The sequence below is a fragment of the Brachybacterium sp. UNK5269 genome (genome assembly GCF_049266655.1).
Lineage (GTDB): Bacteria > Actinomycetota > Actinomycetes > Actinomycetales > Dermabacteraceae > Brachybacterium.
Genome location: NZ_CP184886.1, coordinates 1 through 20,935, shown reverse-complemented (window position 1 = coordinate 20,935; position 20,935 = coordinate 1). Strand labels below are relative to the sequence as shown.

Annotated in this window: 25 protein-coding genes and 1 pseudogene; 6 read left to right on the top strand and 20 right to left on the bottom strand. The window is 65.2% G+C overall.

The features are described 5' to 3' along the window. Positions 1-316: 316 nt before the first annotated feature. From ACOJUI_RS17530 to cmtR, 5 genes and pseudogenes are all read right to left on the bottom strand, one after another. Positions 317-1,414 (bottom strand): transcriptional regulator, encoded by a 1,098-nt coding sequence (locus ACOJUI_RS17530; protein WP_422117872.1) that lies wholly within the window; start codon positions 1,412-1,414, stop codon positions 317-319. Between the two features lie 12 nt (positions 1,415-1,426). Continuing rightward, the gene (locus ACOJUI_RS17525) at positions 1,427-1,726 is read right to left on the bottom strand and encodes a hypothetical protein (RefSeq protein WP_422117871.1); all 300 of its coding nucleotides are present in this window, start codon (positions 1,724-1,726) and stop codon (positions 1,427-1,429) included. A gap of 644 nt (positions 1,727-2,370) precedes the next feature. After that, a complete protein-coding gene (locus ACOJUI_RS17520) occupies positions 2,371-2,991 on the bottom strand; it encodes a recombinase family protein (protein WP_422117870.1) in 621 nt (206 codons plus the stop codon). A gap of 212 nt (positions 2,992-3,203) precedes the next feature. After that, positions 3,204-3,805, bottom strand: a pseudogene (locus ACOJUI_RS17515) (cadmium resistance transporter). Then, positions 3,802-4,161 (bottom strand): Cd(II)/Pb(II)-sensing metalloregulatory transcriptional regulator CmtR, encoded by a 360-nt coding sequence (gene cmtR / locus ACOJUI_RS17510; RefSeq protein WP_006590980.1) that lies wholly within the window; start codon positions 4,159-4,161, stop codon positions 3,802-3,804. Before cmtR ends, ACOJUI_RS17515 begins: the two are co-directional and overlap by 4 nt. A 193-nt stretch (positions 4,162-4,354) precedes the next feature. Here cmtR and ACOJUI_RS17505 point away from each other — a divergent pair, with 193 nt between their 5' ends. Next, entirely contained in the window at positions 4,355-4,927 is a 573-nt protein-coding gene (locus ACOJUI_RS17505) for a recombinase family protein (protein ID WP_422117869.1), read from the top strand. 160 nt (positions 4,928-5,087) lie between these two features. Here the strand turns inward: ACOJUI_RS17505 and ACOJUI_RS17500 are convergent, their stop codons facing one another. Both ACOJUI_RS17500 and ACOJUI_RS17495 read right to left on the bottom strand, forming a co-directional pair. Beyond that, positions 5,088-6,014 (bottom strand): carbohydrate kinase family protein, encoded by a 927-nt coding sequence (locus ACOJUI_RS17500; protein WP_422117868.1) that lies wholly within the window; start codon positions 6,012-6,014, stop codon positions 5,088-5,090. A 237-nt stretch (positions 6,015-6,251) separates the two neighbouring features. Further along, a complete protein-coding gene (locus ACOJUI_RS17495) occupies positions 6,252-7,175 on the bottom strand; it encodes a LacI family DNA-binding transcriptional regulator (RefSeq protein WP_422117867.1) in 924 nt (307 codons plus the stop codon). A gap of 283 nt (positions 7,176-7,458) precedes the next feature. Here ACOJUI_RS17495 and ACOJUI_RS17490 point away from each other — a divergent pair, with 283 nt between their 5' ends. The 5 genes from ACOJUI_RS17490 (at position 7,459) to ACOJUI_RS17470 (ending at position 13,286) form a co-directional block, all read left to right on the top strand. Continuing rightward, complete coding sequence (locus tag ACOJUI_RS17490; protein WP_422117866.1) at positions 7,459-8,730, top strand: ABC transporter substrate-binding protein; 1,272 nt, start codon at positions 7,459-7,461, stop codon at positions 8,728-8,730. Then, positions 8,727-9,635 (top strand): carbohydrate ABC transporter permease, encoded by a 909-nt coding sequence (locus ACOJUI_RS17485; RefSeq protein ID WP_269366902.1) that lies wholly within the window; start codon positions 8,727-8,729, stop codon positions 9,633-9,635. Before ACOJUI_RS17490 ends, ACOJUI_RS17485 begins: the two co-directional genes overlap by 4 nt. A gap of 10 nt (positions 9,636-9,645) precedes the next feature. Next, positions 9,646-10,455 carry a carbohydrate ABC transporter permease gene (locus tag ACOJUI_RS17480; RefSeq protein ID WP_422117865.1) on the top strand — a complete coding sequence of 270 codons (810 nt, stop codon included), beginning with the start codon at positions 9,646-9,648 and terminating at the stop codon, positions 10,453-10,455. Positions 10,456-10,542: 87 nt separating this feature from the next. Further along, a complete protein-coding gene (locus ACOJUI_RS17475; RefSeq protein ID WP_422117864.1) occupies positions 10,543-11,952 on the top strand; it encodes a glycosyl hydrolase family 32 in 1,410 nt (469 codons plus the stop codon). 758 nt (positions 11,953-12,710) lie between these two features. Continuing rightward, positions 12,711-13,286, top strand: a complete 576-nt coding sequence (locus tag ACOJUI_RS17470) for a TetR/AcrR family transcriptional regulator (protein ID WP_422117863.1) — start codon at positions 12,711-12,713, stop codon at positions 13,284-13,286. A 43-nt stretch (positions 13,287-13,329) separates the two neighbouring features. Here the strand turns inward: ACOJUI_RS17470 and ACOJUI_RS17465 are convergent, their stop codons facing one another. The 13 genes from ACOJUI_RS17465 to ACOJUI_RS17405 form a co-directional block, all read right to left on the bottom strand. Then, positions 13,330-13,875, bottom strand: a complete 546-nt coding sequence (locus ACOJUI_RS17465) for a hypothetical protein (RefSeq protein WP_422117862.1) — start codon at positions 13,873-13,875, stop codon at positions 13,330-13,332. 688 nt (positions 13,876-14,563) lie between these two features. Further along, on the bottom strand, positions 14,564-14,770 hold the full coding sequence (locus ACOJUI_RS17460; RefSeq protein WP_422117861.1) for a hypothetical protein: 207 nt from the start codon (positions 14,768-14,770) through the stop codon (positions 14,564-14,566). 52 nt (positions 14,771-14,822) lie between these two features. Next, complete coding sequence (locus tag ACOJUI_RS17455) at positions 14,823-15,101, bottom strand: hypothetical protein (RefSeq protein WP_422117860.1); 279 nt, start codon at positions 15,099-15,101, stop codon at positions 14,823-14,825. Between the two features lie 29 nt (positions 15,102-15,130). Then, the gene (locus ACOJUI_RS17450) at positions 15,131-15,679 is read right to left on the bottom strand and encodes a hypothetical protein (protein WP_422117859.1); all 549 of its coding nucleotides are present in this window, start codon (positions 15,677-15,679) and stop codon (positions 15,131-15,133) included. A gap of 40 nt (positions 15,680-15,719) precedes the next feature. Continuing rightward, positions 15,720-16,226 carry a hypothetical protein gene (locus ACOJUI_RS17445; RefSeq protein WP_422117858.1) on the bottom strand — a complete coding sequence of 169 codons (507 nt, stop codon included), beginning with the start codon at positions 16,224-16,226 and terminating at the stop codon, positions 15,720-15,722. A gap of 17 nt (positions 16,227-16,243) precedes the next feature. Then, on the bottom strand, positions 16,244-16,480 hold the full coding sequence (locus tag ACOJUI_RS17440) for a hypothetical protein (RefSeq protein WP_422117857.1): 237 nt from the start codon (positions 16,478-16,480) through the stop codon (positions 16,244-16,246). A 20-nt stretch (positions 16,481-16,500) separates the two neighbouring features. Beyond that, complete coding sequence (locus tag ACOJUI_RS17435) at positions 16,501-17,052, bottom strand: DUF6349 family protein (protein WP_422117856.1); 552 nt, start codon at positions 17,050-17,052, stop codon at positions 16,501-16,503. 26 nt (positions 17,053-17,078) lie between these two features. Then, positions 17,079-17,285 (bottom strand): hypothetical protein, encoded by a 207-nt coding sequence (locus tag ACOJUI_RS17430; RefSeq protein WP_422117855.1) that lies wholly within the window; start codon positions 17,283-17,285, stop codon positions 17,079-17,081. A 140-nt stretch (positions 17,286-17,425) separates the two neighbouring features. Further along, positions 17,426-17,815 (bottom strand): antitoxin HicB, encoded by a 390-nt coding sequence (locus ACOJUI_RS17425; protein ID WP_422117854.1) that lies wholly within the window; start codon positions 17,813-17,815, stop codon positions 17,426-17,428. 4 nt (positions 17,816-17,819) lie between these two features. Beyond that, positions 17,820-18,026 (bottom strand): type II toxin-antitoxin system HicA family toxin, encoded by a 207-nt coding sequence (locus ACOJUI_RS17420; protein WP_422117853.1) that lies wholly within the window; start codon positions 18,024-18,026, stop codon positions 17,820-17,822. 485 nt (positions 18,027-18,511) lie between these two features. Beyond that, a complete protein-coding gene (locus ACOJUI_RS17415) occupies positions 18,512-18,898 on the bottom strand; it encodes a hypothetical protein (protein WP_422117852.1) in 387 nt (128 codons plus the stop codon). 33 nt (positions 18,899-18,931) lie between these two features. Then, on the bottom strand, positions 18,932-19,279 hold the full coding sequence (locus tag ACOJUI_RS17410; protein ID WP_422117851.1) for a hypothetical protein: 348 nt from the start codon (positions 19,277-19,279) through the stop codon (positions 18,932-18,934). A gap of 660 nt (positions 19,280-19,939) precedes the next feature. Next, a complete protein-coding gene (locus ACOJUI_RS17405; RefSeq protein ID WP_422117850.1) occupies positions 19,940-20,935 on the bottom strand; it encodes a LacI family DNA-binding transcriptional regulator in 996 nt (331 codons plus the stop codon).

Here is a 20,935-nt window from a genome sequence, read left to right as displayed (position 1 = left end):
TCTTCGAGGGCGCCTTAGTTCTTGGGCACCGTCACCGCTTGCCCCCTCCACGGTCATCAGCCCCGGCTCGAAGCGATGCTCTGTCGGTCGGGACGCTGCGTCTTTCAGGCTCCGCTCTCGCAGAGCCAGATGGCGCGGTCAAGGGAGCGGAGCTTGACGCCCAGTTGCTCCGCTACCGTGGCCAGCAGGTCGCGCGCATGCGCATGCGCGCGTGCCGGTGAGCCCAGCACGCCATGGCATTGACCCGAACTGTATTGGTGCTTGCTTGCCACCAAGTAGCTCAGCACTGCAGAACAAATCTGCCGTAAGAGCGAGGTCAGACTGTATGCGGAGCTCCCCATTGCCCAATCTGATCCGTGACGCTAGGCGCATTACGAACCAGGGTTGTCTTCCAGGGGATTATCCCTTCGTTCTGAAGCCGCCCCACGAGCACGATCGGGTGGATGTTGAGCCGCTCAGCTTGGTCTCTGACCCATGCCGCATTAATACGAGCAGGAACTTGCGGGATTGTTCCTTTGATAGCGAGCTCTCCGGCATACTTGTTTGCATCAAGTTCCCTACCAGGCTCCTCATCTTCACTCAAGTCATCGATAATGGCTGCACCACTGTCATCCAAGTGCCCCAAAAGGATATGAGCGACCTCGTGCAGAATGGCAAAAAGCACGACGTCGAGTCGCTTACCCCGGCCGGAAATACCTATCACGGGATGTTCGCCCACCATCATCGCGCATCCATCTAGCTTTCCGCCGGGGAAAGCTTCGACGAAAATCAGCTTTACGCCAACTGCCGCAAAAAGCCGCTGGAAATCTGAGAAGCATTCGGGATCACGGACAATGCCTGGGAGCTCTACCGCGAGGGAGCGTAGCGCCTCTCGGTCGAATGGGCCGACCTCCAATGAACTCGCAGTCGCCTTTACGCACGCTACCCAGGCGCGCTGGAGGCCGGTTACACTCTCGCCTCCGTTCCGGCGCCTAGCAGCAAATTTTACGGCCGACTTATCCTCAAATGAATCCATTTCGAGAAGATCCAACACTTCGCGAACCTGGCCGTCCAGGTCTTTCGCTCTTACAAATCCTCGCTTCTTCAAGAGTGCCAACGGGGCGAGCTCTTGTAGCTGAGCGCGAGTCTTTACCGCATTCAGATTATTTCTGCTGGCAGCGCTTTGCGACTGCCTCCATAGGAAATACGAATCTTGCAGATTGAGCCAGTGCTTTGGCGACATACTCAATGCCGCTCCGATCTGAGCCGCGGATTCGCGCGTAATCTCCTTCTTCCCAGAGATCACTTCGGACACGAATTGGGTGGGGCGGCCCAAGATTTCCGCAAACTCCGCTTGCGTCCACCCCCTCTTATCGAGCTCATCGGCGAGGAGTTCTCCGGCAGGGAATACCTCAGCCGGCGTCCGAGTCTCCACTATTCGCCCTCCTCAAAGGTAATCAATAGCTTCTTCGATAATGACGGAATGGCCGTCTCGCATTTTCCTAAAGGATAATGACACAAACAGGCGGTCGCCAATCCTTACTAAAATTCTCTTCGGGGGTGGTGACGCTCGTTTTTCAATATCTATCGAATGGAGCTGCAGAAGGTCTTTGCGACTCTGTGCGGCATCGATATGCTGAACAATTTTACGAAAGCGCTTAACCGCATCGGCGCCCCAACTCGGCGGAGAAAAGGAGGCCTCGAAGACAGTCCGCTCAAGTTCGTCATCCTCATAGACGATGAGCAAGGGAGGGCCTTAAGCGGTGGGGCGACGTCGGTTCATGGCCAGAGCCTACCACCGGCTGTCTCGGAAGGGCCCCATCACCCCTTGCGTGATCCCGAGGTGTCGAGTAGCCTCACGGTGCAGGGCCAAGAGGTCCTGCAAGTGACGGGGCCGCCCCGCGGTTACGAGACGGCCCACTAGTCCTGAGAACTGTCAGAACAGATTCAACCCTGACGGTACCGGAGCTCAGCTTCCGCTCGGGCATAGCGACCGAGAGGAGGAGGGAGTGGGAGTCATTCGACGCCAAGTGCGTACAGTCCGGCAGCGCCCGGTGACCATCAGGATCACCCGGACTGTCACAGTCAAGCCCCGCGTCCGGCGCATCAGCGGGCGCTGACGGGCGCCTGCACGCCAACGAGTTCTTCTCGAGAGGACGAGGCCATGCCCCGAAATGCCCGACAAACTGGCAAGGCCGCCGCTAAGGCGGCGAGCAAGGTGCTCCGCGGTAGATACAGTGCGGCCGCTAAGAAAGCGGCCGCCAGCGCTCTGTCGCAGTCTCCGAAGCGCAGGAAGTAGTCAACAGTGGTGTGGCTGTGCTCCCGCTCTGGGAGTGCAGCCACACCCGACAGGAGAAGTTCTCAACGCAGGCGCAAGTAGGTCTCCCCTCGCTAGTCGAACGTCTGAAGATACCGGTACAGCGTGGATCGGCTGATGCCATGCTCACGGGCGATTTGGGCTTTGGACGTGCCGGCGAGGGCGGCGTTGCGGACGGCGCGGATCTGGTCGCTGTCGAGGGTGCGGGGCCGGCCCTTGTAGGCGCCGCGCTTCTTCGCGGCGGCGATGCCTTCGGCTTGGCGCTGGCGGATGAGCTCGCGCTCGAACTGGGCGAAGGCTCCCATCATGTTCAGCTGGAACGCGGCCATGGGATCAGCGTGGCCGGGCTCGAAAGTGAGTCGCTCCTTGAGGAACTCGACGCTCGCGCCCTTCCGGGGGTGCTGCTCGGTGTGCTCGGCGGGATCGCCGGTGATCTGCTGGACGATGTCGTTGAGGTCGATGACCGAGCGGGCCAGGCGGTCCATGGACGCGACGACGACATGGTCGCCGCGGCGGACGTGCCGGATGAGGGCCTGCAGCTGCGGGCGATCGGTCGCGCTCTTGCCGGACTGCTTCTCGGTGAAGGTCTGGTCGCACTCCCCCACCGCCTCGAGCTGCCGAGCAAGGTTCTGGCCGGCCGATGACACCCGGAGGTACGCAACGCGCTGCCCCGGAGCCCGATGTGTTCTATTCATCTCTTAGACCCTAGCCGAGACATGTGTCAAAACGCGGGAACGGACCTTGTGGAACAGCGGCGTGTGGCTTCGTTCGCTTGGTGGCGGGGTTTTTGCAGCGCTCCGTGGCGGTCTTGTTGCCGCGATCACGCAGGACTGGCTGCAGGTAGGTGTCGCGGTCTGAACCGAGAGGGGTGCGCCCGGTCGGGGCCGTTTGGATCGCTGCCGCTACGTCAGAGTCCGAAGGCTCCGCCGCTGACGAGGATCACGATGCCGAGGCCGATGAGAACGATGGGGAAGAGGATGTGCTCCCAGCGTTCGAGCACTTCGGCGATCGGGGGCGGGTGGCGACGAACTTTGCCAGGGCCACCAGGACCGCGACGAGCGCGAGGAAGACGATGCAGTAGGCGACTACTGCGAGAGGTTCCACGCTGAGGAAGACAGGGGTGTAGACGCCGATGTTGTCGCCGCCGTTGGCAAGGGTGACGCCTGCGACTGTCCACACGCCGACCTTCTTGCCGGCAACCTTGGCCTCGTCGTCATCGTCGTCATCGTCTCCGCGCCAGGCCTGCCATGCGGCCCAGAGGCCGAGGCCCAGAGGGATGAGACCGAAGTACGGGATGGCTGCCGAGGGCAGGAATGCTCCGGCACCGATGGTCACCAGGACCGCGGCACCGAGGATGCCGGCGAATCCGAGGTACTGGCCGGCCAGAATGCGGGCGGTAGTGCCGCGCTGGCCTGCCCCTCGCGCGAAGAAGAGGGAGAGCACGATGATGTCGTCGATGTTGGTCGCTGCGAACAGGCCCATCGCCTGCAAGACCGAGGTGAGGATCATGCGCCCTCCCCAGCTGCGTCGCATCCGGGAAGCGAGCAGGCGGGATCGATGCACGGGGCGTCTTCGTCCACTGCCAGGGTGGCATCGACCAGTGCCGTCAGCGCCTGCGCCAGGTGCGAATCGGCGATCTCATATCGTGTCCGACGACCCTCGGGCTCGGAGACGACGATCCCGCAATCGCGCAGGCATGCCAGGTGGTTGGACACGTTCGGGCGTGTCAGGTCCAGATCTCGGGCCAGTTCCGCCGGGTAAGCGGGATGGTCGAGCAGGGTCAAGATGATCCGGGATCGAGTGGGGTCGGCCAGTGCACGACCCAGGCGGTTCATCACGTCGAGACGCGAAGCAATAGTCAGCATGGACTGAACTATACAGCGCGCACTGAACACTCGGTCACAGGCGTCAGCCCAGATCGCATGCCCGTAAGGGGATCCTTCACCGTACGTCGAGCAAGCTTCCCCCTCGACGACTCTCTACGCGGGGATCGCCATGTACGCAAGACCGGTACGGTGAGATGGGCGGTGAGGGGAGGGTAACTGCAACAATGGGGACATGCATGTCGGCTACGCGCGCGTCTCGACTCTCGAGCAAGACCTCTCCGCCCAACGGGAAGCGCTTGAGCGCCTCGGAGTCGAGAGCAAGAACATCTACTTCGACCACGGCCTGACGGGAACGAACCGCGCCCGGCCCGGGCTGCGCGAGGCGCTGGCCGCGACCCGGGACGGCGACACCCTGGTGGTGACCAAGCTCGACCGGCTGGCCCGCTCGCTCCCGGACGCGAGGGACATCGCGGACGAGCTCACCATCAAGGGAGTGGCGCTCAGTCTCGGAGGCAGCGTCTACGACCCCAACGACGCCGTCGGCCGATTGCTGTTCAACGTGCTCGGCATGGTGGCCGAGTTCGAGGCGGACCTCATCCGCCTGCGCACCCGCGAAGGCATGGCCATCGCCAGATCCAAGGGCAAACTCAAAGGCAAGAAGCCCAAGCTCTCGCCCTCTCAGCGCAAGCACCTGTTGACGTTGCACACGGCCGGCGAACACACCCAAGCCGAGCTCGCCGAGCTGTTCAACGTCTCCCGCACCACCATCTACCGCGAGCTGCGCCGCACCACGGCCGCCACCTGACCGCGCCTGCACCGCCACTGAGCGATCACAGAAGCCCGCCACCAAGCCATCACATCCACACCCTTAGCCGACTTGGGACACGCGTGTGGCCGCCCGGGCGCACCGCCGCGACTTAGGAGCGAGTTCTCGGTTGGGGAGTATCAACCCGACACGAGTCCGCCTATCCGTTCAGATCATGGCGGTTCGGCGGGTTTGCCCCAGCGCGGGAGACGGTGATCGCGGCGCTTCGAAGGGCGGTCTGTACGCAGACATCGAGGAGTTCCTCGTCGGATTCGTTCGCGGTCAGCTGCCTCGCGGCGCCGGAGCGGAGGGCTTCGTAGATCAAGCCGGACATGAATGCGTCTCCCGCGCCGATGGTGTCGACGACTGTCGCAGGCTCGGCCTGCAGGTACCTCAGGGTGCTATGTGATGCGACCATGCACCCCTTTGCCGCACGGGTGAGCACGAATAGCTGGACTCCGAGCGACGCGTAGATTTCCGCGATAGCACGGGGTTCCCTGCCGGGGTAGAGCCAGGCAGCATCTTCATCGCTCATCTTCACGATGTGGGCGAGAGCAGCGAAGTTCTCTACTCGCGCTCGGGCAGCCTCGCGCGATGTCGCCAGCGCGGGCCTGATGTTGGGGTCGAAAGTGATGAGTGTGCTGGCGGGAAGCCGGCGTAGCTCCTCTTCGGTTCTCGACGCTCCTGGTTCTAGGAGTGTTGCGAGCGATCCGGTGTGGACCACACGCGGGACATCGAAGTGCACCTCGCGGAGGTCCCAGTCGATGTTGAACTCGTAGGTCGCGGAGCCGTCAGCCCCGATGCTTGCGTGGGCGGTTGCCGTCCGGTCAGCTCCCCGGCTCCCGGCCTGCAGGCTGACGCCCGCATCGGCCAGGTGCCTGCGGATCAGCTCACCGTGCGGGTCATCGCCGATACGCGTGGCGAGTTCTGTGGAGACGTCGAGTCGTCCTAGGCCGACAGCTACGTTCAGTGGGCTCCCGCCAACATGGCAGGTGCGATTCCCCTGTGGGCCATCGACGATGTCGATGAGGGACTCGCCGATCACCACGACGGTGGGCGTGTTCGCGTGTGCCTCAACGTGTTTCAAGGGGGACCTTTCCGGTGGGGTTGCACCGATGTTCCCCGAGCGTCTGGGGTTCGGTGAGGACGCAGCACGTTCCGCGCGACGGGCGGACCGGACCGCGGCGGCCGGGGGCCATGGCTGGTGGCAGCCATTGGCCCCCAGCCGGGTCACCGCGGCCTGCGGTCCTCGGCCAGGCTCTGTGGTCAGCATCGGGTCCGTCGTGCAGCGTCAGCCCCGGTGGACTCGTGTGGGCACAGCCCGTCACCGCAGGACGAGCCGGGTCGCGAGGCGCGAGGTTTTCAAGGGCGCTGCATCGTTCGCTATGCGACCCAGGAGGGTTCGGGTCGCCTCACCCCCGAGAGCGGCGGCGTCCTGCGCGACCACACTGACGCCACCGCAGACAAAATCGGCAAGAGGAAAGTCGTCGAAACCGATAAAAGAGTCAAGCCCGACATTAAAGCCGGCACGGATCATCGCCAATGTGGTCAACGAGTTTCCCGAGACTATGGCGGTTGGAGGGTCGGGAAGCTTCGTGAGCCATGCCAGATGGCGACGTGTGCGCTCAACGTCAGGTCGGTGCTCGTAGATCAGAGCGGGATCAGAATCGATATCGTGGTTTTCTAGAGCCGCCCGGTATCCGCGCAACCGCTCAACCTGAGTAAACACTCGGGAAGAGTCGCCCAAGTAGGCAACCCGCTGATGACCTTGCTCCAGCAGCGCTTCGACAGCCTCCTGCATCCCGCGCGCGTTATCCGATAACACCATATCGGTCGGCTCACCCGGCACGGGGCGATCCACGCAGACCACGGCGGTGCGTCCCATCCGGTGAAGGAACCGCGGCCTCGGCGCCTGAGTCGGAGCAAGGATGATTCCATCGACTTGGCGTGCAGCGAGTGTTGCGAGGATGGTCGCCTCGCGCAGAGGATCTCCCATGCTTGACGAGACGATCACGGTCGTGCCCTCGTCAACAGCGTGCTCCACCGCGAGAGTGACCTCGGCAGCAAACGGCTCGGAAATGTCCTCAACAACTACGGCGATTGACCGGGAAGTGGTCCGCCGCAGGTTTTGCGCAGCAGGGTTCGGGCGATACGAAAGCGCCTCGATGGCCCTGAGCACTCGCGTTCTGGTGCTCTCGGCGACGTAGCTCTCGCGGTTGATGACTCGCGAGACAGTCTTCGTGCTCACCCCTGCACGATGGGCGACATCCCGGATGGTGGCCGGCCGAGTACGGGTCATGAGCGACCTCCTAGTGCAGCTCCCGCGCGAGCGAGAGACAACAAACTATGTCAACGATGTCAGGCTGTTCAGCCAGGGACATTGAGGCCAAAAGCGCACTCCAAGAGGGTGCAACCTCCAGACGGCATCTAGTCGAAGCCACCCCTGTAGCCGGAGACTCGAGACAAGGATGTCATGGACGCGGCACAGGTGCTTCGCGGTGACGTCGACCGATCGAAGAGAGTGAGGAAGCATGCGACGACGCCGCTTCTTAGCCGCCGTCAGTGCCCTGGGACTGGCTGGGACCACTACCGCGTGCAGCAGCACGACAGATGCTGCCGAAACGGGCGATCTGCAGTTTTTCAACGACGCCGCATCTTGGGAGCCAGGGTACCTGGCAGCGGGTGATGCGTTGCGAGAGAGGATGGGGTGGGGCTTATCTCCTCAGACGATCCCTAATGCATCCTCGTATGAGCAGGTCATTCGTTCGCTGTTGCAGACGCAAGATCCTCCCGACCTCGTCAAATGGGGCAGCGGGTATCGGATGCGTGATCTCGCCCGCACCGGGGCCCTAGCAGAACTGAGCTCAGCGTGGGAGGCCTCTGTCGACGCCGGGTGGCTCGATGACGAAATGCGCCAAGACTTCACGTTCGACGGCGGAATTTTTGGTATGCCGCTCATTCAGGGCTACTACGTCATGTTCTACAACGTGAGGGTGTTCGAGGAGCTTGGTCTTGAGCCTCCGGCAACCTGGGGTGAGTTTCTCGATGTATGCCAAGCTCTCAAAGCTGCGGAAGTAACTCCCCTCGGGACAACTCAGATGAACATCTGGCCAGTGGCGAACTGGTTCAGCATGCTGGCTGCTGCCTATGACGCCGATTGGTACCGCGCGCTGTGTCAGAACGAGGCTTCGTTCTTGGACGATCAGGCGATGGGGCTCATGGAGCTGTGGCAGCAGATGATCCGAGACGGGCTGCACACGAGCGCGGACTCGGTCAGCGACAACTTTCCCTCGATGCTCGCCTCAGGCCGCATCGGCATGCAACCTACCCCCGTCAGCTGGAGCACCCAGTCGATGGAGCTCGCAGGCATGGAGTCCGAGACCGGATTCGACGCGTTTCTGCTTCCAGCCGTGAATGCCTCCTCCCCGACCGTGGTCACGGAAATCGCAGGGCTCGTGGTTCCGGAGCGTTCCCGGCATCGCGCCGAGGCGACCGAAGCTCTGGCCTCCTGGCTCGCCCCGGAGGTTCAGGAGCCCTGGTCCGCCTTCCTCAATGGTTCCAGTGCGAACCAGCAGGTCACTTGGTCTGACCCCGTGAGCCAGCGTCTCCAGAGCACTATCCGGGACCAGAACCTTGACGTCGTCAACCGCTACTGGGAGAACTCGCCGCCGCCGTTGGTGGTGGGAGTGACGCAGGATCTCGGCGGCTTCATGGCCGACCCCTCTGACCCCCGAGGCGTCCTCGAGTCTCTTCAGCGCAAGGCCGAGTCCGAATGGTCCTATTGGCAGGAGGCAACCCGATGAGTTCCGTGACCGACCGTCGTGGCGTTCTCTCTGCCCAGCGCCGCCGCGACCGCCTCGTCCGCGGCAGGCCGCGCCTGCTTTTCCTCACCCCGGCCGTGGTCCTGGTGGGGTTGCTCGCGCTGCTCCCTTTCGCCCTTACCGTCGGCCGCAGCTTCCTCGACGACGCCGTAGTGGACCCGTCCTTCGCCGGCCTCTCCAGCTACGCCCGCCTGGTCACCGACCCGGTGATCGTCCGCTCGAGCATCAACACCCTGTTCTGGCTGGTGGGCACCGTCGTGATCCCCGTCGGTCTCGGGCTCGCGATCGCCGCCCTGACCAACTCTGTGTCATGGGGCAAGTACGCCCGCCTCGCGATCGTCCTGCCCTACGCACTCTCGGGGACCGCCGTGGCCGTCGTGTGGAACTTCGTCCTCCAGGACACCGGCGCCCTAAACTCCCTGCTGCGCGGGATCGGCCTCGACGCCCTCGCCCAGCCCTGGCTCCTGAACTGGCCCGGTAACACCATCGCCCTGATCATCGCCAACTCATGGCAGGCCACTGGGGTTGCCGTGATCCTCTACCTGGTCGGTCTCCAGGGTATTCCGCGAGAGACCATCGAGGCCGCCGCGCTCGACGGCGTCGATGGGATCCGCCGATTCCGGCTGGTCGTCGTGCCGCAGCTGCGCACCTCGACCGCGGTCGTGATGGGCATCAGCCTCGCCAACGGCCTGAAGTCCTTCGACCTGATCTGGGTGCTCACCAACGGCGGGCCGGGCCGCGCCACCGAGACCCTGGCGGTGTCGATGTACTGGCAGAGCTTCGTCCTCCAGCGCCCCGGTTCAGGAGCCGCTATCGCAGTGGTCCTGACCATCATCGTCGTCGCCGTCTCCGTCGCCTACCTGCGCAAGCAGCTGCGCACGCACTGAGGAGCATCCCGTGAAGACCCTTCGATCCCTCATCGTCGTCCTGCTCGCGCTGATCTGGTTCCTGCCCACCTACCTGATCGTCGTCAACGCCTTCACCCCCAACGATGCATACACCGGAGACGTCCGCTGGTTCCCCGGCGACGTGGCCATCTTCGAGAACATGGCCGCGGCCTGGGAGGCCGCGCAGCTCGGCCCGTCGATGCTCAACAGCTTCGCGTACGCCGTGGTCGCCGGGTGCCTCGCCGTTCTCGTGGCGGCGTTCGCCGGGTTCGCGGTCACAGCGATCCCCGGAGGCCGGCGAATCTTCTGGTTCTGGCTGATCTACGCCGGGTCGCTGTTCCCCGCGCAAGCCTTCTTGCGACCGCTGTTCACCGGTTACGCCGAGAGCGGGCTCTACGACACGCGGATGGGACTGCTGCTGATCTACGTCGCCACCTGTATCCCCTTCTCCTTTTTCATCATGCGCAACCACATGCTCACCATCCCCCCGGAGGTCGCCGAGGCGGCGCAGCTGGACGGCGCGAACTGGTGGCGTGTGTTCACCCGGTTCCACCTCCCGCTGAGCAGGTCGGCCCTTGCCGCCGCGTTCATCTTCCAGTTCGTGTGGGTGTGGAACGAGCTCCTGTTCGGCATCACCCTCAGCTACAGCGAGCAGATCCGCCCTGTCATGGCGGCGCTTGCGGGCCTGCAGAGCAACTACGGCACGGTCGGCCCACCCGTCGTCCTCGCCGGAGCACTACTCGTCTCCCTACCCACCGTGGTCGTCTTCCTCGCCTTCCAGCGCGTGTTCGCCTCCAGCCTCGGCGGCACGCGAATCTGACCCGGGCCGGCACGCCCGCCGGGCCCGCACCGGAGCTGCGGCTCCAGCCCGATGCCAATCCACAAGACCAAAGGACTGATCCGCATCATGCCCGACATCCACTACCAGCACCCCGGCACCTGGTTCGGAGACTGCATGCCGTTCTTCCACGACGGCGCGTTCTATCTCTTCCATCAGCGTGACGGCCGCGACCCCGGTCCGCTCCCGGACTGCGAGCCTTTCGGCTGGGCCCTCGCTCGCACCACCGACTTCGTCGAGTACGAGGATCTCGGCGAGGCGATCGTTCGCGGAGGAGAGCACGACCAGGACCAGTTCATCTACGCCGGCTCCGTCTTCGAGGCCGACGGGACGTTCTACGCCATGTACACCGGCTTTAACCGCGACCACTTCGCCGCGGAGGGCAAGCCTTCCCAGGTTCTCATGATCGCCGAGAGCGACGACCTGATCCACTGGCGCAAGACCGACAAATCCCTGGTCGCACCGCAAGAGGGGTACGACCCCGACGACTGGCGCGATCCCTGGGTCATCTACGACGAGGACGCCGGCCAGTGGGTCATGATCCTCGGTACCCGCAAAGCCGGCCCCAAGACGCAGCTGAGCGGCTCCACGGTCTACTTCACCTCGACCGACCACGAGAACTGGGAGTTCCAGGGCGACTTCTGGGCTCCGGGTCTGTTCACCATGCATGAGATGCCCGATGTGTTCCGCGAGGGTGACTGGTGGTACCACCTGGTTACCGAGTACAGCGACAAGTCCAAGACGGTCTACCGTCGCTCCCGCTCCCTCTATGGGCCGTGGGAGGCGCCCGAAGACGATGCCTTCGACGGCCGTCCGTACTACGCGGCGCGCTCCGTGTCCGATGGGGAGAACCGCTACCTCGTCGGCTGGGTCGCCACCCGCTGGGACGACGACGACACCAAAACCTGGCAATGGGGTGGCACCCTCGTCATCCACCAGATCGTGGTGCGCGAGAACGGCACACTGGGTACGAAGATTCCCGATGCGGTACGCGAGCACCTCGCCGCCTCGCCCGTGACAACAGTCGAGCCCTTCGCGCTCTCGCGGAGCGACGGCCTAACCCAGCGGGTCCTCACCGAGTCCGTGCCGCAGCCGTGCCTTCTCGAGACGACGCTAAAGGTTGCCCCGGGTACCCGGGAGGTCAACCTGCGCTTCGGCGAGGACACCGCGACCGACGTCGGCTATCAGTTCTCGATGGTCGTCGATGAGCACCGCCTCGAGTTCGACAAGCGCCCCAACTGGCCCTGGGGACAGCTCGACAATCGTGGCCTCGAGCGGCCACTGCCGGACCTCACCGACGGGCACGAGCATCGGCTGCAGCTGGTCCTCGACGAGGACATCGCAACGCTCTACGTGGACGACGTCGCCCTGAGTACGAGGTTTGTAAACCCTGCAGGATCGGCAGTGGTGCTCGACGTAATCGAAGGGGCAGCGGAGGTCGGAGCAACCTCCGTCACCACCAGTGCTACCCAGATCTGAAGACTTCACTCTCGTCTGAAATGCGATCCGATGCTGCCGGGCGGCGATGCAGCGGGACTGCGGCGCCACCCGGCAGTATTTCAACCGCGAGACTGCCACGCAGGGAGAAGACAGTCCGCGCGGTGCAATCCGAGCCCCACGACGGCTCACCGATCGATGACCTCACTAAACTCCTCCGCGCTTTCCTCCGTCCCGCGACGGAACGCTAGGCACCCGCGCCTGAACTAGCCGGAAAGACTAGTTATCGGCTAGTTCGCTGAAAGCTGCTCCATCACGTCACAGACGGCCTGGGGACAGACGTCTGTCTTAGACACACCGAGCGCTACTCTTCAGACGTCAAGGAGGTGGCCAGATGAGCAGACGACAGTGGAATCACGGACGACACACCGGCTACAAGGAAGGCTTCGGCGCTGGCCATCGTGCGGGTCACCGCGCGGGCGTTCTCAGCACGCTCAAGGCGGGAGCCTTTCTCGCTCTCGCCATCCTGAAGTCTCTCGGCAGGAGACGGACCACATGACTGAGAGGTTCCCCGACGTCGACTGGTACTGCGACCGTTGCGGCGACCATCTCAACACGCAGGTTGGCTTCGATGATCACCGCTACCTCTGGCCATGCGAGAAGTGCGGACACAAGTCGAGCATCTCGCGCGCAAATATCTACGAATCGGATGAGGACTACCGGTCCCGACACTGAGTAGCCCGCTCGGGTCACCGTCGGATCGCGGCGAGGATCGGCGCCCGCTGGTGAAACCATGGAGTGTGGCCACCAATGCAGAGAACATTCGGGCGCGCGACACCAAGGTGATAGCCGCCGCCTGGCGTCTGATCGCCCGTGAGGGAGTGCTCGCACTGACCGTGAAGGCCCTCGCTGACGAGGCCGGGGTGGCGGTGAGCTCGATGCGATACACGATGCCGAGCCAGTCCGTGGTGCGCGAGCGAGCGCTGGAAGCGATCGCGCCGAGCATCCGCGATCGGGTCCGTGCGCTACCGGTGGATCTCAAAGGAGGCCCCGAACGTGCACGGCTGCTGCTTCACTCGCTGCTACCCCTCGACGCCGAACGCCGGCTCGAAGCATCCGTGCTGCTGACCCTCAGCGCGAGCGCCCTCACCGAGCCGGACCTGCAGCCGATCTGGCGTGAAGTCGACGGGACCATCCGCGACGTGTGCGCACAGGCCCTCCGCGCCCTCGGAATGAGAGGCGACGTGGTCACCCTGGACCATCTGCATACCTTCTTGACCGGGCTGATCGCCCAGCTGATGAACCGAGGCGAAGACCGGTCGCCGCAGTGGGCGCTTACAGCCCTAGACCAAGAGCTGCTGCGGTACAGCGGCTAGGGACTCGCTGGCGCCGCACACGAACGTTGATGACGCACGAGCGTCATATGCGTGAGCCCGAGGAGCTTGCAGACCTCACGACGGCCGCCATCTCCAAGAGGCTGCCAGCTGAGTCAGAGGATCCGGGGCCGCTCTTGTCGAGCTCGAGTCGACGCGTCGTGGCGAGCTGCTCAAGGCCGTCCGCGACGAGGGTCAGCACCTGAGTCGTCCCTCCCCGTTGCACGTACCGGCGCAGGGCGTCGACGGTGGGGGCCGGATCGACGTCGGGCATGCCGTTCTCGTCGAGCTCCTGTTCTCTCAGCACTCGCGCCACGCAGATTGCTCCATAGATCGGCTCGTAGCGCGCTTGCGCGTCCGGGTGGTCCCATTGGGGCTTTTCATGCGGAGCGCCGGAGTACTCGTCCAGGAGAGCATCCGCGAGGCGGCTCATTACTTCCTCGAGCGCGATCGCGTCTTCTCGAGCGAGGTCACCTGCTGGTGTCGGCGCGTCGGGAACGAGCGCCTCGAGCACCCGCGCCAGCGGGCGGACTTTGGTCTCGATCTGCCGCGCGGCTGCTGGTTCTCCGGGGCTTAGGTGCTGCTGGCACATGGCGTTGCCTCTCTCAGGCGCGTGTTCGTCGGGCTGTGCTCTGGATGGAGTGGGGGGCGGGCCGGAGATCGTGGCACCCAAGGAGCCAATGGACCCAGGTTGCACCTCGACCCAAGTCTCGGGCCAGGGTGGTCATGGGGACGCCGGCGGCGACGACCGCTTGGCAGGCCTCGGCTAGCGCGCGACCCTCATCCCCACGAACGTTCCGAGCACCTTCGCGCGCTCGCGGGGCTTGTGGACATGCCTCGTAGAGCTGGATGATGTGCTCGAGCTCGGCCGCGGTGGGCCGACGCCGCGTGGACAGGCGGGGGTACCGCGTTGTGGCGTCACGGCCGACGCGCTCAAGGGCGGTGCGAACGGCCTGCCGGGAACAACCGAGGGCATCCGCGATCACGCTGAGGGACTGACCGTCATCACGGCGCCGGCGGACCTCCTGGGGATCGGCCACCGGGCGCTGCCCCCATCGCCGGTAGGTGATCTCGGAGCGGGCGATGGCGAGCCTCCGAACGTGCTCACCGGTGATCCCGTAGCTGGCGCCGATCTGCTGCCAGGCCTCTCCCGATTTATAGCGCGCGGCAGCGTCGACGACAATCTGGTCCCGTTGCTCGGGTGTCAGTCTCCGGTTCAATGCCTCTCCCTTCTAATCTCTCCTGCGATCACCGGCGATGCGCACGCAGAGCGCGCGTAGTCACGACTGGTCGAGGGCATTCTCGATGATGTCGACCATCCGGCGGGCCCGATCAACGTCCTCGCGGAGCATGGCGGCATTGTGGGCTTCGGCGATGTCGTTGGCTCTGAATTCGCGTTCGTCGGCGTAGTCGGTCAGGGCGTTGGTCAGGACGGCGTAGTCCTCGGTGTTGAGGGTGAGGGTGACGTTGAACGGCTGCTCGTTCATCTCGGGGACTCCTTAGTTCGTAGGTTGGCCCTCGTGTAGCGCGCGGGTGTGGTCAGAGGAAGAACGAGGCCACGAGGATCGTGAGGATGATCGGGACAAGGGTCAGGGCGCCGACTGTGACCCGCCGTTGAGTCGTCACGGATAGGCGGGGATTGGCGAAGAGGAAGGCGGCGGAGGCCGCCAGGATCACCACAAGCCCGTGGCCAGTGGCCTCCAGGAGGTCTCCCTTGGAAAGCGTCCAGAGCGCCACGACGAGAAACAGGATGGCCATGCCCGCCATCAGGACCGCCATGCGTCGAGCGGGTGCTGCCTGGGGGGTGCGCTGGTTCATAGTCAGATTCTCGCAGTCAGCAGGGACACTCATCGCGGTCCGGGGTGAACGACCCGGGCGACAGCGAGAAGTGCCAGCCCGATGAGGAAGAGCAGGACGAAGAGAGGAACGAAGTAAGTACCCAGCGCGTGATAGATGCCGATCATCCACTCATCGAGGCCGGCGGCTGCCTGTTTCCCATCCTCGGGGTCCGCCGCCGGGATGAGCGGGAGAAGGGCATCGTGGAAGAGCGCAAAGAGGATGAGGAAGGCCGTCATCACCGTGCCTACTGCGAGTTTGCCGCTGTGTCGCTGCCACCAAAGCTTTCGGTCCTGCTGGAGCAGCTCCTCATGCAGCGCAGCCGATCGGCGCATTGCTTCGAGCACGATGCTTTCAGACGTGTAGTGAGAGCGGCCCGGGAGGGTGAGCGTGCCGGTGCGGATATCCTCCGCCAGCCGCCCTAAGTCCCCGCCCTCGAGTCCCAGGAGGGGGGAGTGAGCCCAGCTCAGCTGGGAGAGGACGGTGACCAGTTCTTCATCGGTGTGGCTGGCATGGAGGGTCCTTCCTCCAATGTCGAGCCTGGCGGCGTGCGGGTCCATGGGTTGTCCCTTCTTTCGGAGCGCAGTGCGCGGGTTTGGGTTAGGCGGTGGTGAGGTACTCGAACAGGGCCAGCTGCATGGGGCCCTCGCGGTCCGGTGCGGGCGCGTCTTCGACTGGGACCGGGGCGGTGCCGCCGGGGTAGAGGACGTGGGCGATGTCGCGGTAGCGGGCCGTGCGGCCGTAGATCCATCCGGTCCCGCCCTCGTGGGGCGCTGCCTGGCAGTGCTCCTCACCGCGGCAGCCGGCGACGGGGTCGGGGTCGGTGTCCCCGCACTGGCTGTACCGGACGCGGGCGCACTCATCGCCGGAGACGGGGTGCCCCTCGGAGTCGGGGTGGGCCGCGTAGTACGCGGCGACCTCCGCGAGGGGGCGGGTGCTGCTGGAGGGGATGAAGTAGCCGGACCAGCGGACCGTGAGGATCTCGTCGGGGTGCGGCAGCGCGGGCGGCTCGATGTGGCCGGTGGCCTTGCTGGGGGTGTCGGGGTTGGTGCGGTAGGTGGCGACCTTCCCGGTCGCATCGCGCATCTTGCGGGTGAACACGTGCATCACGGCCTCCTGGCGGCTCAGAACTCGTCGACGAAGAAGGTGGCCCCGGCGCGCTCGGCCCTGAGCCGCGCCATGGTCGGACCGGACGCCCTGCCGAAGCCGATCTGCTGGTCGTGCGCATCGCGCAGGTCGTAGAAGTGGGTCAGGTGGGGAAGGGAGAACCCGACCGCACTGCAGATGTAGGCGTAGAGGCCGGGGGCGGGGGCACCGCTGGCGACGCGCTCGTTGTGCTGGGTCCGGGTGATGGTGGTCATCGGAGTCTCCTCCTCGAGGGTCAGGCGGTGGGCGCGGGGAGGTCGTAGCCCCCGAAGGGGCTGCGACCGGGCACGGGGCGGGTGCCGACCGGGCCGCGCTCGGTCAGGATGGGCGCACCGGCCTGCTCCCAGTGCGCCTCGCGGTCAGCGGTGGGGCCGACGGGGAGGTCGCGCCAGCCGGGCCAGCAGTGGTCGTGGATGTCCTCCACGGCGGTGCGCTCACAGGTGGCGATCACGGACCAGTGCTCGCAGTCCCAGCACCAGGCCCGGTAGACCATGTCCCCCACGCACTGGCAGTCCTGGCCGTAGTGGTCGCAGCGCAGTTCGGCGGTGACCACCTCGATGGGGTGCGCCCCCGCCGGGCGGAAGGCCCTCCACCCGCGAGACCAGCAGTGCGACCAGCGTGCGATCCCGGACGTCCCGCCCTCCAGCTCGACCCGCGCCCGGGCGCGCAGCGCCGCGTAGGCGTCCTCGAGGTCCGCCAGGCTCCACTGCGCGTCGGTGGTGAAGCCCTGCGGGGCCGGGGTCGGTGCGGCGGTGATGACCTCGAGGAGGTCGAGCAGATCAGCCATGGCGGGGCTCCAATCGGCGGGAAGGGTCAGGCGGTGGCGTAGTGCTGGTCGGCCTGGGTGTGGAGGTCCCTGGTGAAGCGCGCCTCCGCGGTCCAGTCGCAGTCGGGGCAGGTGGCGACGTGCGTGTCGCGCTCGTGGCTCCACCGGACCATGGGCAGGTGGACCAGGCCCCGGGCGAGGGTGTGAACGGCGGTGTTCGCGGCGGCGGCGGTGGAGTTCTGTGCGTTGGTCATGACATGAGTTTAGCCCCCTTAACTTGCCTGTCAAGGGGGGCTTAATGCTTGTTTCGAGCGGCCTGCGCTCATGGAAAAGCCCCCTCGGGTCGATGGGCCGAGGGGGCTGGCCGGCGGTGTCGGCGACTAGCGGTGCGTGGTCAGGCGGAGCGGGACTCCGTGAGCAGCTGGGAGACCCGGGCGCGGCTGACGCCGAGGAGTCCGGCGATGTCGGCGCTCTTGTACCCCTCGCGGTCCAGGGTGGCCACGAGGTCGCGGGTGCTGCGCGCTGCCGCATCTTGGGCGCGGGCGGCCGCCAGGGTCCCTTCGCGAACGGCGTGGACTTGCTGCGCAACGGCCTCGTCGGCGGGGACCACGGTGATCGTCCAGTCGGCGTGGTCGACGTCGGGGTCGACGGTGTCGAGGTAGTCGATGACCTGCTGGCGCGCCTTATCGAGGGTGCGGACCTGCGTGGCAGGGTCCTCGTCCCCCTCGAGGGTGAGTTCCCATCCCTGTGACCAGCGGGTCGCGGTCACGGCGACTGCGTTCATGCCCTCACTCCTTCTGGTTCTGCTTCTCCGCGATGGCCTTCTGGGCTTTGCGGACCAGCCCGGGCAAGATCGTCCGGGTCTGGGTCAACACGACGTTGCGGGCGTATCCCGGTGCGGACCACACCTCGTGGTCCCCCTTGCCGTGCCGGGGCGAGAATCCCGCCTCACGCAAGAGCCGGGCCAAGTCGCGATACTTCATCTCTTTCGCCATGACTATAGTTTAGCCCCCTTCACCGTCAATATCAGGGGGGCCTTAATCATTCCAGTGCACTGTTTCTGCTGGTCGCTGGGGTACTGCCGCGGACGCGCGCGTCCTTGCCTTCGGATCTGGTGGTGGCGGTGCGGGGATGGTTAGGGGTGAGCATCCGATGGGGGCGTCTGAGACCGTTGAGAAGGCTCTGTCATCGCTGCGCGTGTTCCTGGCCCCCCGGGGCGTGCTGGTCGACGAAGCGTTCTCTCCTTCGTGCAGGTCGTTGGTCTGGACCACTGTCCGTGCCCCTGCTGGGTCGTGCGCTGCTGCTGGAACGTTCGCAGGGATCCTCGGGGACGGCTACCCACTCCCCCACCCTGGGTTTCGGAGGCAAGGATCGCGGAGCGATTCGCGGCAGCACCTCCGCCATGGGCTGGCACGGTTCTGGTGCAGCACTCCGGGCGCCGGAGTTCGCCTATCTCACGCGCGTGAGGGCTGATCCTGCGTCACCACGGCGTCGCCGACAGGAAGAGCGCCGAGGAGAGCACGCCCGCCATCCCGACGATCAGGTGCGAGACGCCGAGGGTGGTGCCGATGATCGCTGCGACTCGGGTCCTGTCGCGCAGCAGCAGGCCCACGATGCCGAGCGCCGTGGCGATGGTCGCAAGGATGGGCGGCGGCAGGGATATCAGGTACGGGACGGAGCGATAGGGGAAAGAGAGCTCTGCAAGCGCCACGGGCAGAAAGAGCATGACCGTCTGCTCCGCGATGATGGCCAGCACCAGGAGCACGCCGGCGATGAGCGACGCCACGCCGACGGGGTTGCCGCGCAGTCGCGGCCCCGGGACGTTAGCGGTGGGTTCCGGGGTGGTGTGCGCCGGTGGCTGGGTCATGGCCTGGGCTCCCTATGCTCGGGTGGTCGTCGCTCAGTGCGCGTGCGGGTTCGCCTTGCGCCAGGCCGTCATCCAGGTCTCGTCGTAGCGCCTCGATGCCTTCTTGGGCTTCGCTGCCCGGAGATCGATGTGCTCCATCATCCACTGCTGGACGTGGCCGGCGAGCTCACTCTGGTGATCGGCCCAGTCGGCGGAGTGGATCAGCAGCTCGTGCTCGCCTGCCGTCACGCGTACGGAGCGCTCCGGTAGCTCTGGGTCCAGCTCGGCGTGGACGACGCTGACCGTCGGGCCCGTCAGCGAGAGCCGGTACCGGATGACCACGCCGTGGATGATCTGCACGATCTTCTGGTGGGCGAGGAACACGGGGAGGTCGTCCGTCATGCGCGCCAGCATGCGCCGCCACTCCGACACCCCGAGTGCGTTGCTGCCGGCGTGCTGGCTCAGGGACTTGCTGGCGGCTGGCGCAGCGCCCCTGGGGACACGCCTCATAGAGGCGGGTGATGTGCTCGAGCTCGGCAGCGGTGGGGCGGCACCTCGTCGATAGACACTCCAGACAGGCGGGCATGTCCCCTTTTCCCCATGTCCCCGTGTCCCCGTGTCCCCGTGTCCCCGTGTCCCCGTGTCCCCGTGTCCCCACGACCGCACACTGCAGGTATTCGGGCTCGTGAAGGTCCTGGAGGTGGTCGATCTTCGCCGATTTCCGCGTCAGGGTGCGAGAGTCGGCGCACTCCGCTTCCCGCGCTTCTCCCCAGCGCTTCATCGCGCCGAGAGGCTCAGTTCTGTGGCATTTCTTGGAGGATGTCACCGAAGGCCCGCTGATCGGCCCGGAGGCTGCCCAGCGGGTCTGACTCTCAGTCAGCGATGGCCAGCTGGCGCATAGCAAAGTACGGCTCGTGGTGGCGGCTGGGTCAGCCCTGGCACCGTCGCAATTCAGGCACACTGCCCTCTCCCCGCGCCTGCCCTCTCGAGCCGCCAACTTCCGCTCTGAGCGAGAGGCGAGAGCCCTGATCCAGAGCATGCCGCTCAACCGGTTTGGGTACCTCAGAGACTTGAGCCCCTCACTTCCAAGCGCGGCGTGAGGATCTGCCGCCGCGGAGGCTGGCTGTCGCCTTTGACGAGGTGCAGCAAAGTGCGGCCGGCAAGCCGTCCGAGCTCGTTCAAGCCCATGTCGACGGTGGTAAGGGGAGGTCGCGAGGCGAGGGCCATGACGTCCCAGTTATCGAAGCCAGTCACTTTGATGTCGCCGGGGACGTGGATTCCTCGTTCTCGTAGCCGGTCGGTGACGCCCCGCGCGATCTGGTCGGAACCGCAGGTGAATCCATCGATATCAGGATGGGCGGTGAGGAGCATGTCTGTCGCATGGCGTCCCCATTCCTCTGACCAGTGCCCGAAGCTCGGTGGAGCAACTAGGCACTCCCCGAGGGTCTCTACCGCAGCGGCCGCTCGGGCTGCCGCTGAATGGTGTCGCTGCGGGCCGGTCACATGAGCGATGCGGCGCGCTCCCATGGTCATGAGGTGCTCCGCCGCCATCGCGGCCCCGGCTTCCTCGTCCGCGATGACGGTGAAGTCTTCGGGGTCATCCGAGGGCGAGAAGGCGTACACCGTGGGAATCGACAATCTGACAGAGGGGCGAGGATCAGTAGTCCGTCCAGTGATGATCAACCCGTCCACTCGCCTCTCCTGCAATGACTGCAGGTAGTGACGCTCACGCAGCACATCATCACGGGTATCGCACAAGATGATCGCCATCTCTCCAGCGCTCAGGGCGTCTTCAACACCCATCAGCAACGGGATGGTGAACCGGCCGAAGCTGTCGGTGGTCAGCAAGCCCACCGTGAAGGTTCGAGAGCCAGCCAAGCCTCGCCCTGACGTTCCCGCGACGAACCCCAACGTCGCCGCAGCCTCTTTGACCCGCATCCGTGTCTCGGTGCGCAGCTGACCGGTGTCGTTTAGCGCTTTCGACGCCGTGCCCACGGACACTCCTGCCAGCTCCGCAACATCAGCGATGCGGGGCGTCTGCTTCTGAGGGTTCTTCAC